Below are 10,103 nucleotides of genomic sequence, written 5' to 3' on the forward strand. Positions count from 1 at the left end.
ATCTAAAACACGATTAACTAAAATAGCTTATAGTATTGTCTTTATTTTTTTATGTGGAATTATTGCATTTCTGTCTGTTGAAGCTCGTTATTACAGATGTGCGACCACAATGGACTTGTTATTTTGGTGCAATAACTGTTTTTCCGCCCATGTAAGGAACTAATACTTCTGGAATTACTACGCTTCCATCCGCTTGTTGGTAGTTTTCAAGGATAGCAGCTACTGTTCGACCAATTGCAAGACCTGAGCCGTTTAATGTGTGCACATATTCTGGTTTTGCATTTGGCTCACGGCGGAAACGAATATTCGCACGGCGCGCTTGGAAATCCTCAAAGTTTGAGCAAGAAGAAATTTCGCGGTACATATTTTGTGCCGGAATCCAAACTTCTAAATCATATTTTTTCGCAGCTGTGAAACCTAAATCAGCAGTACACATTTTTAATTTACGGTAAGGTAAGCCTAATAATTGCAGTACTTTTTCAGCGTGACCCGTTAATAACTCTAGTTGCTCGTAAGATTCTTCAGGTTTAACAAAACGTACTAATTCTACTTTATTGAATTGGTGCTGACGAATTAAGCCACGTGTATCGCGACCTGCAGATCCCGCTTCTGAGCGGAAGCAAGCACTATATGCTGCAAAGCCCTGTGGTAAAGCTTCAATAGGCAGAATTTCATCGCGGTAGAAATTCGTAACGGGTACTTCTGCTGTTGGAATCATGAAGTAGTCTGTATCGTCTACTTTAAATACATCTTCCTCAAACTTAGGTAGCTGACCTGTACCCGTTAAGCTGTCTCGATTCACAATAACAGGTGGTAACATTTCTTCGTAGCCATGCTCTTCTGCATGTAAATCCATCATAAAGCTCATTAATGCACGTTCTAAACGAGCACCTAAACCACGATAGAATAAGAAGCGACTTCCAGTTACTTTTGCACCACGTTCAAAATCAACAATTTGTAAATCTGTTGCGATATCCCAGTGTGCTTTAATATCGAAATCAAATGTTGGCACTTCACCCCACGTATATTCCTCTACATTATCGTCTTCAGTAGTACCAACTGGCACAGACTCATGTGGAACGTTTGGTAAACGCATCATCATATCTTTAAATCGATCTTCTACTTCATTTAGCTGTGTATCTAACTCTTTAATCTCATCGCCAACTTGACGCATACGAGCGATGACTTCATCAGCATTTTCTTTATTACGTTTCATAACAGAGATTTGCTCAGACACTTTATTTCGTTCAGCTTTAAGCTCTTCTGCCTTTGCGATTAATTCGCGACGTTTTGTATCTAAAGCTTCAAAATCGTCTAAGTTTCCTAAATCCTCGTTACGTGTTAATAGCATTTCTTTAATTTCCGCAAAGTTTTCACGGACGCGTTTAATATCTAACATCGTTCATACCTCCAGTAATAGAATTCATAATGATGGGCATTTTATTTATGAGAGAACACAAAAAAGCCCTCATCCCATGAAAGGGACGAGAGCTACCCGCGTTGCCACCCTAATTGACCAGACATTTCGCCTAGTCCACTTATCTCATAACGGCATTTCAGCCGGCGACAGCCTACTTCATTTACTTCGACTGCGCAACTCCAGGACGGATTCACAAGTGCCTTTATCAGCTTCCACCACCCGCTGACTCTCTAAAAAAAACGTGCTTGTTACTACTTCCCATCATCGTGTTTACTTATTTAAATTTATCCATACTGTACTATATGATTCAACATTTTGCAAGTCACACCATAGTCGTTACAAAATATTCGAGAATGCGTGAATCTGTCGTTAATTCAGGATGAAATGAACATCCAAGGTAATGTCTATCACGTGCTAGCACGATTTTCCCTTCATGCTCAGCTAATACTTCCACACCTGCACCGACTGATACAATATGCGGTGCTCGAATAAAGACAGCACATATCGCTTCACCGATAGCTGGCACATCCAATGCCACTTCAAAGCTATCAACTTGACGTCCAAATGAATTTCGAGCAACAACAACATCCATAACAGCTAAATGTGGTTCATGATCGACCAGCTCTTTTGCAAGTAAAATAAGGCCTGCACAAGTACCGAACATCGGTAATCCTTGTTGTGCAAGTGTTCGTATTGGTTCTAGCAGGTCATAGCGATTTAGCAACTTGCGCATCGTCGTACTTTCTCCGCCAGGTAATACTAGACCATCAAGCCCTACTAGTTGCTCCTTATGCTTTACTAAAACCGTTTGACATCCAAGTGCATCTAACATTTGTACATGCTCTCGAACAGCACCCTGTAATGCTAACACACCGATTATTTTCATGTTACCAGCCTCGTTCTTGCATACGTTCACTTTGACTCAGCTGTGCAATATCTATACCTTTCATCGGCACGCCAAGCTCCTTTGAAATTTCAGCAATCAATTGATAGTCTTTATAATGTGTTGTTGCTTCGACAATGGCACGTGCAAATTTCTCTGGATTTTCTGATTTAAAAATACCCGACCCAACAAATACACCATCGGCACCTAATTCCATCATTAGTGCTGCATCCGCTGGCGTCGCTACACCACCTGCAGCAAAATTGACAACTGGTAAGCGACCAAGCCTTTTAATTTCTCGTAATAATTCAAAAGGAGCACCGAGCAATTTTGCTTCTGTCATTAACTCATCCTCAGTCATTCCGACCACTTTTCGCACTTGCGCATTGACCTTACGAATGTGGCGTACAGCCTCTACAATGTTACCTGTCCCTGGCTCACCTTTCGTTCGTAGCATCGATGCACCTTCACCGATTCGACGAGCTGCCTCCCCTAAATCACGACAGCCGCATACGAATGGTACTGTATAATCACTCTTTAATAAATGATACTCCTCATCCGCTGGCGTTAGGACCTCACTCTCATCTATATAATCAACGCCCATAGCTTCTAATACTCGCGCTTCAACAATATGACCAATACGCGCCTTCGCCATTACTGGAATAGTAACAGCTCCCATAACCTCTTCCACAATACGAGGATCTGCCATGCGGGCAACACCCCCTGCCTTTCGTATATCTGAAGGTACACGCTCTAACGCCATAACAGCTACAGCCCCTGCCGCTTCCGCAATTTTTGCCTGTTCTGCATTTATGACATCCATAATGACGCCACCCTTTTGCATTTCAGCCATCCCACGCTTCACTAATTCAGTTCCTGTTTGCTTCATTATTTTCTACCTCCACCTTTGTGATAAAATTTAGTATAATAGAAATTGACCATATCAAAATATTCAGTTTACAAAATAATTATAAGGTCAGGAGAATAATCGCTCATGGATATGCTCTTATTTCAGCTTGAAAAAGATGGTGGAAAACCGCTATATGATCAGCTTTATAGCGGTATAAAAGAAGCCATTACTACAAAGAAAATTACCGTTGGAGAAAAATTACCTTCAAAAAGAAAATTAGCAGATTTTTTAAATATTTCTCAAACGACTATTGAAATAGCCTATGCGCAGTTACTTGCAGAAGGGTATATTATGTCAAAATCAAGGGTCGGCTATTTTGTTGAGGACATGGATGAACTTCCCTATATTCAGCAAGACACAACCAACTTCCTAACAGAGCAGCCTCGGAAAAAATCATACACGATTGATTTTAACCCTGGTTCCATTGATATTGATGCCTTCCCATTTCAAACGTGGCGAAAATATGCAAAAGAGCTATTTGATGATGCCTCGAAGGAATTATTATTGACGGGTGAGCCACAGGGGGAATTAGCCTTACGAACGGAGATTGCGAATTATTTATATCAATCACGTGGTGTTATTTGTAGCCCTGAGCAAATTGTTATTGGCTCTGGTACTGAACAATTACTTCCGATGATACTACGTCTCTTCAGTGAAGATACTTGCTTTGCGCTCGAAAACCCTGGCTATCCCACAGTGCATCGGATGTTTTTACAACATAAGCGAAAGGTTTGCCCAATATCTGTAGACGAAGAAGGAATACTTATTCAAGAACTAGAAAAAACAAATGCCAATGTTGTTTATATAACGCCATCACATCAATTCCCTACTGGCGCTGTATTATCTGCTACAAGACGTGCACAGGCATTAAATTGGGCGGCTCAAAGCACCTCAAGATATATCATTGAGGATGATTACGATTCTGAATTTCGTTATACTGGAAAACCAATCCCTGCTCTTCAAGCACTAGATCGCAATGACAAGGTCATCTATATGAGTACCTTTACAAAATCTTTAATGCCCTCTTTGCGAGTTGCTTATTTTGTGCTTCCACCAAAGCTGCTGGCGACTTATAATGATGTCTTTAATTATTACTCATCCACAGTACCTAGGTTTGATCAGCACATTGTAGCCAATTTTATGCGAGACGGTCACTTTTCTAAGCATTTAAATCGAATGCGAAAAGTATATAGAAAAAAGCATGAGAAGCTAACTACAATTTTAGAACATTATTCTACTCAAATTAAAATAACAGGAGAGCAAGCAGGCATGCACATTTTGCTCAATGTTCAACATGACTTATCCGAGAAGCAACTACAGCAAAGTGCTAATACTGCTGGGATAGGGATCTATCCATTATCAGATTATCGACTTGATGAAAATACGACCTCACAAGCTCAATTTTTACTTGGCTTTGGCGGAATACCAGTGCAGGAAATCGAAACATCCGTTGAGAAATTAATGAATTGCTGGGCAATACAACGCAAACAACCATCTACATCACGATTAAAGTGATAAGATGGTTGTTTATTTTTATCGATTTTCTTTAAGTTGAATATTATAATGCGTAAACCATGTATGAATTTGCCCTAAATAAGCTAACAGTTGCGGACCAGCCATTAATTGTCCATACCACGGCACTTTAAATGAACTTCCTCCAGACTCAATTAACGTCACTAGTTTTTCTCTGTCAAAAAATTCATGAAGAACTGAATTTTTATCTTTTAATATGTCTTTTAACCATTTTTGAACACCTGCTGTATAAACAGGATGATACGTTTTCGGATATGGATTCTTTTTGCGGTATAACACTTCCTCAGGCAATAAATGCGACATCGCCTTTCGAAGTAAGCCTTTCTCCATACCGTCTAAATTTTTCATTTCCCAAGGAATATTCCACGCATATTCTACAAGCCGATGATCTGCAAATGGGACGCGCACCTCTAGACTTGCACCCATACTCATCCGATCTTTTCTTTCTAGCAATGTTTGCATAAACCATACCATGTTTAAATAAAACATTTTACGATGCTGTGCTGCCTCTGAGCTTTCCCCCTCTAGATAAGGTACTTCGCCAATCGTTTGATCATATACTTGCTGTGCATAATGCTCTACGTCTAGCTTGTTGCGCCATTCCTCCCGTAACATAGCTGTTCTTTCGGGAAGTGATCGAATCCATGGAAAGCCTGTAGTTTTTTCTTTGAACCATGGATAACCACCGAATATTTCATCTGCACATTCCCCAGATAAAGCGACCGTAAAATCTTTTTTTATTTCTCTGCAAAACCATAATAATGAAGAGTCAACGTCCGCCATTCCAGGACTATCTCTGACAATGACAGCTTCTATTAACAAATCAATTAATTGTTGTTGTGAAATTTGTTCAGCATGATGTGTTGTATCAAAGGAGTCGTTCATTTTTTTAATCCAATACGTGTCAGTTGAAGTTTGAAAAGCGTGAGGGTTAAAGAAACGTTCGTTATCCTCATAATCGATTGAGTACGTATGAAGCTTACCTTTATTTTGTTGCTGGAAGCTATTTGCCGCAATACCTGTAATAATGCTGGAGTCTAAGCCTCCCGAAAGAAATGTGCATATCGGTACATCCGATACAAGCTGTCGTTCGATAGCATCAGTCAATAAATACCGTACATGATCAATTGTCTCTTCCAGTGATTCTTCATGCTTTTTGCTTTGTAATTGCCAATATTGCCATATACGTATGCCATCTCTCGAATACCTCATTGCGTATCCTGGCCGCAATTCATTAATATTGTGAAATAGCGACTTCCCAGGCGTCTTTGATGGCCCTACAGCCATTATTGTAGCAAGCCCTTCTGTATTAACGAGTGGATGTACTGCTGGATGAGCAAACAGCGCCTTGACCTCTGATGCAAAAAGTAACCCCTCTTGCTGCTCCGTATAAAATAGAGGCTTTACTCCAAGACGGTCACGGCACAGGAAAAGCGATTCTGTTTGTTCCTCCCACACACCAAAGGCGAATATGCCATTTAAATAGTTCACACATTGTTCTTTCCACTCGATATAAGCAGTTATCAATACTTCCGTATCTGACTGTGTTGTAAAAACATGCCCTCTTGTTTGCAGCTCTTTACGTAATTCTTCTGTATTATACAGCTCGCCATTGTATGTAATGGCATAGTTTACGCCATCATGTTTTTTCATCATCGGTTGCTTGCCACCTACTAAATCAATAACCGCTAACCGTCGATGGCCAAATGCGATATGTTCATTACACCAAGTATTTTCATCATCAGGGCCTCGTTTACTTAAAGCTTGCGCCATAGACTTTATGATTTTATCACTTGAACGTAAATCCTTTTTAAAGCTAGACCACCCTGTAATACCACACATTTAGCCACATCCTTTCGCCTATTAGCGTATGCACTTAGGCTGAAAAATGTGAAAAAAAAACACGTTATGCTTTTTCAAACATAAACGTGTTCTTTATACTTAGCGATTAAAATAAGCCACCAACAAAGTCAGTAATACCGCCCCATAAGTTGCCGAAGAAGTTACCGATACCTTGGAAGAATAGAGCAAAGCCACTTGCGCGTTCAACAGCTGCTGTTGTCACGACGTCAGATGCAAATTCTTTGCCATCGATAAAGCCGTAGTCTGTGCCTTCTGTGCGCTCAATCACGACTTTCCCTACAACCGTATCTTTCTTAACTTTAGCTTCAAGGCTTTTTTTATCTAATATTAATTTAGGTTGATATAAATCTTTTTCAGAAGACTTCACCATAAATGAAATTGGTTCTTTCACAGCGATTGCTACTTTATCTTCTTTCCCTTTTGTAACTTTTACTGTCTTTTGATCTTTAAACGTATAGTTCGCTGGGATTACTTCATGCTTTGTAAATTGTGAAAAGCCGTAGTTAAATAATTTTGCTGTAGCATCAAAACGTGCTTTATACGAGCCTTGTCCATTTGCATCTACAGCTTTCATTACAACTGCGATTAAACGTGTGCCATTGCGTTCTGCAGTACCTGTGAAGCAATGCCCTGCAAAGTTTGTAGTACCTGTTTTTAGGCCGTCTACGCCTTCATATTGGAATACTAGTCCTGGTAACATAAAGTTCCAGTTTGACATTTCAATTGCATCATCTGTCCCTGCACGGAATGTCTTTTTTGTAATCTTCGATGTTTCTAAAACTTTTGGATGATCTTTTAATAAATGATACGCTAATTTTGCTACAGACTTAGCTGGCATTACATTCTCATCTTCTGGACCTGTCCCTGCAGGGTGCATACCAAATAAATCTGCATTGTTAAGACCAGTAGCATTAACGAACTTATAGCCTTCAAGTCCAAGCTCTTCTGCCTTTTTGTTCATAAGCTTTAAAAACTCAGTTTCAGTACCAGCAATTGTTTCTGCAATAGCTACTGTGGCTGCATTAGCGGAATAGATTGCCATCGCCTCATAAAGTTCACGAATTGTATATGATCCGTCTCTTCGTAATGGTACATTACTTAATGCACGATTTTGAGACATACGATACGTATAATCTGTAACATGATATTCCTGATCCCATTTCACCGTACCTGCATCGATTGCGTCCAGTAGTAGGTACTCTGTCATCATCTTCGTCATACTAGCGATACCTAGTGAAGTATCTGCATTTTGTTCATATAAAATTTTTCCTGAATCTGCGTCAATTAGAATCGCAGCATCTACTGTAAGCCCTAAATCTGTTTCTGCATTTGCTTTCGCAGGCATACCTGCGAATAGACTAAATAATAAAACAGGAATTAGGAGCAAACGTAATACGGTGTTCATTGATTTTTTCACCTTCATTGCCCTCCAAAAAATAATCTTGTCCTCGACATTTTATCATAGATATCATCCTACGTGCGCAATCTGTATCATAAAAAAATGCCCTCGTGCCATCTTTGTAGACGATACGAGAGCATAAAAGTTGCTAGAAATTTATTACATTGAATAGTTTGGTGATTCTTTAGTAATTTGAACATCGTGAGGATGTGATTCACGAAGACCTGCGCCTGTCATACGAACAAACTGAGCGTTGTTACGTAAATACTCAAGGTTAGGAGCTCCACAATAACCCATACCTGCTCGAATACCACCGATCAATTGATATACTGTATCTGCTAGAGGACCTTTATAAGGAAGTCGACCTTCGATACCTTCTGGCACTAACTTTTTAGCATCCTCTTGGAAATAACGATCTTTTGAGCCTTTTTCCATTGCACCAATTGAACCCATACCACGATAAACTTTAAAGCGACGACCTTGGAAAATCTCAGTTTCTCCAGGAGATTCAGAAGTACCTGCAAGAAGTGAACCAAGCATTACGATGTTACCGCCTGCTGCAAGGGCCTTTACGATATCTCCTGAGTATTTAATACCGCCATCCGCAATAATTGTTTTACCAAGCTCACGAGCTACTGTAGCGCAATCATATATAGCTGTAATTTGAGGTACACCGACACCAGCAACAACACGAGTTGTACAAATTGAGCCAGGCCCAATACCAACTTTTACTACATCTGCACCAGCATCAAATAGTGCACGAGCACCATCTCCAGTTGCTACGTTACCAGCAATGATTTCTAGTTCAGGGTATGTCTCACGAATAGCGCGAATTGTTTGTAGTACGCCCTCTGAGTGGCCATGTGCTGTATCGATTACTACGATATCAACTTGTGCTTCCACTAGCTTCTCAATGCGGACCATTGTATCTTTAGAAACACCTACTGCTGCGCCTACTAATAAACGACCATGTACATCTTTCGCAGCTTTAGGGAATTCAATTACTTTTTCAATATCCTTAATTGTAATTAAGCCAGTTAATTTACCATCTTCATCTACAATAGGAAGTTTTTCAATTTTATATTGTTGAAGAATTTTTTCAGCATCCTCTAAAGTCGTTCCAACAGGAGCTGTAATCAAATCTTCTTTTGTCATTACATCTTCAATTTTTAAAGAGTAGTCAGAAATAAATCGTAAATCGCGGTTTGTTATAATACCTACTAGTTTTTGGTTTTCCATACTATCAACAATCGGTACACCTGAAATTCGGTATTTCCCCATTAAATGTTCAGCATCAAAAACTTGGTGGGTTGGAGTTAAGAAGAATGGGTTTGTAATAACGCCATTTTCAGATCGTTTTACTTTTTCAACTTGTTCTGCTTGCTCATCGATTCCCATATTTTTATGGATAATACCGATACCACCTTGACGTGCCATAGCAATTGCCATCTTAGATTCTGTTACTGTATCCATGCCTGCACTGACCATCGGAATATTTAATTTAATCTTTGGTGTTAGTTGAACTGATAAATCAACATCTTTCGGTAATACTTCTGAATGAGCTGGTACTAATAATACATCATCAAAAGTTAAACCTTCTTTGGCAAATTTAGATTCCCACATTTTCGTAACTTCCTCCTATAGTTAAAAGAATATTAATTGTAAGATTAACAACGAGTCATGCTACTGTCAAGAAACTTATAAAAGAAAGACAATTCAGATATTTCATCCTAGTAAAATTTATACCCAATTCTCTATTTTTAAGACCGTATTTCTATATTTAATGTATAGTTTTTTCTATTATATCTGTTTTTCTTGTAAAAGACTAACTAACTAAAAAAGACTCATATCTTGAAATATCAAATTTAAGATTAGAAATCTTGTATTCTTTCATACGTATTTTTTTCACAAAATTTAACAAAGTAAATAGTGATAAAAGGCATATTAGTATTCTAACAAAACCTAAATAAAAAAACAGCCAGCTATTGCTGACTGCTTTGTGTGCCTAGCGACGTCCTACTCTCACAGGGGGAAGCCCCCAACTACCATCGGCGCTAAAGAGCTTAACTTCCGTGTTCGGTATGGGAACGGGTGT

General features: G+C 39.2%; 7 protein-coding genes, 1 rRNA gene and 1 other annotated feature. Of the genes, 1 reads left to right on the forward strand and 7 read right to left on the reverse strand.

Annotated elements, in window-relative coordinates:
- Positions 1-118: 118 nt before the first annotated feature.
- The 3 genes from serS to pdxS all read right to left on the reverse strand — a co-directional run bounded on the left by serS (position 119) and on the right by pdxS (position 3,192).
- A complete protein-coding gene (gene serS, locus ACIQ1H_RS22790; protein ID WP_402892304.1) occupies positions 119-1,399 on the reverse strand; it encodes a serine--tRNA ligase in 1,281 nt (426 codons plus the stop codon).
- 78 nt (positions 1,400-1,477) lie between these two features.
- Positions 1,478-1,694, reverse strand: a binding site (T-box leader).
- Positions 1,695-1,742: 48 nt separating this feature from the next.
- The gene (pdxT, locus tag ACIQ1H_RS22795; protein WP_402892307.1) at positions 1,743-2,306 is read right to left on the reverse strand and encodes a pyridoxal 5'-phosphate synthase glutaminase subunit PdxT; all 564 of its coding nucleotides are present in this window, start codon (positions 2,304-2,306) and stop codon (positions 1,743-1,745) included.
- 1 nt (position 2,307) lies between these two features.
- Positions 2,308-3,192, reverse strand: a complete 885-nt coding sequence (gene pdxS / locus ACIQ1H_RS22800) for a pyridoxal 5'-phosphate synthase lyase subunit PdxS (RefSeq protein WP_402892310.1) — start codon at positions 3,190-3,192, stop codon at positions 2,308-2,310.
- A 105-nt stretch (positions 3,193-3,297) separates the two neighbouring features.
- On the opposite strand from pdxS, the gene pdxR reads away from it, so the two are divergent.
- A complete protein-coding gene (gene pdxR / locus ACIQ1H_RS22805; RefSeq protein ID WP_402892312.1) occupies positions 3,298-4,728 on the forward strand; it encodes a MocR-like pyridoxine biosynthesis transcription factor PdxR in 1,431 nt (476 codons plus the stop codon).
- 18 nt (positions 4,729-4,746) lie between these two features.
- Here pdxR and asnB read toward each other — a convergent pair whose 3' ends face one another.
- From asnB to rrf, 4 genes are all read right to left on the reverse strand, one after another.
- A complete protein-coding gene (gene asnB, locus ACIQ1H_RS22810; protein WP_402892315.1) occupies positions 4,747-6,588 on the reverse strand; it encodes an asparagine synthase (glutamine-hydrolyzing) in 1,842 nt (613 codons plus the stop codon).
- 106 nt (positions 6,589-6,694) lie between these two features.
- Positions 6,695-8,032 carry a D-alanyl-D-alanine carboxypeptidase family protein gene (locus ACIQ1H_RS22815; protein ID WP_402892318.1) on the reverse strand — a complete coding sequence of 446 codons (1,338 nt, stop codon included), beginning with the start codon at positions 8,030-8,032 and terminating at the stop codon, positions 6,695-6,697.
- A 135-nt stretch (positions 8,033-8,167) separates the two neighbouring features.
- Positions 8,168-9,631: an IMP dehydrogenase gene (guaB, locus tag ACIQ1H_RS22820; RefSeq protein WP_402892321.1), complete on the reverse strand. Its 1,464-nt coding sequence runs from the start codon at positions 9,629-9,631 to the stop codon at positions 8,168-8,170.
- 380 nt (positions 9,632-10,011) lie between these two features.
- Positions 10,012-10,103: ribosomal RNA gene (gene rrf, locus ACIQ1H_RS22825) — 5S ribosomal RNA — on the reverse strand; the annotation flags it as partial.

Origin of the sequence: Lysinibacillus sp. NPDC097279 (assembly GCF_044761745.1) — a bacterium.
Taxonomy (GTDB): Bacteria; Bacillota; Bacilli; order Bacillales_A; family Planococcaceae; genus Lysinibacillus.

Bases quoted from the DNA above. Each gene is read 5' to 3' on its own strand.
- pdxS (WP_402892310.1), bottom strand. From the start codon at position 3,192: ATGAAGCAAACAGGAACTGAATTAGTGAAGCGTGGGATGGCTGAAATG.
- ACIQ1H_RS22815 (WP_402892318.1), bottom strand. From the start codon at position 8,032: ATGAAGGTGAAAAAATCAATGAACACCGTATTACGTTTGCTCCTAATT.
- pdxR (WP_402892312.1), top strand. From the start codon at position 3,298: ATGGATATGCTCTTATTTCAGCTTGAAAAAGATGGTGGAAAACCGCTA.
- serS (WP_402892304.1), bottom strand. From the start codon at position 1,399: ATGTTAGATATTAAACGCGTCCGTGAAAACTTTGCGGAAATTAAAGAA.
- guaB (WP_402892321.1), bottom strand. From the start codon at position 9,631: ATGTGGGAATCTAAATTTGCCAAAGAAGGTTTAACTTTTGATGATGTA.
- pdxT (WP_402892307.1), bottom strand. From the start codon at position 2,306: ATGAAAATAATCGGTGTGTTAGCATTACAGGGTGCTGTTCGAGAGCAT.
- asnB (WP_402892315.1), bottom strand. From the start codon at position 6,588: ATGTGTGGTATTACAGGGTGGTCTAGCTTTAAAAAGGATTTACGTTCA.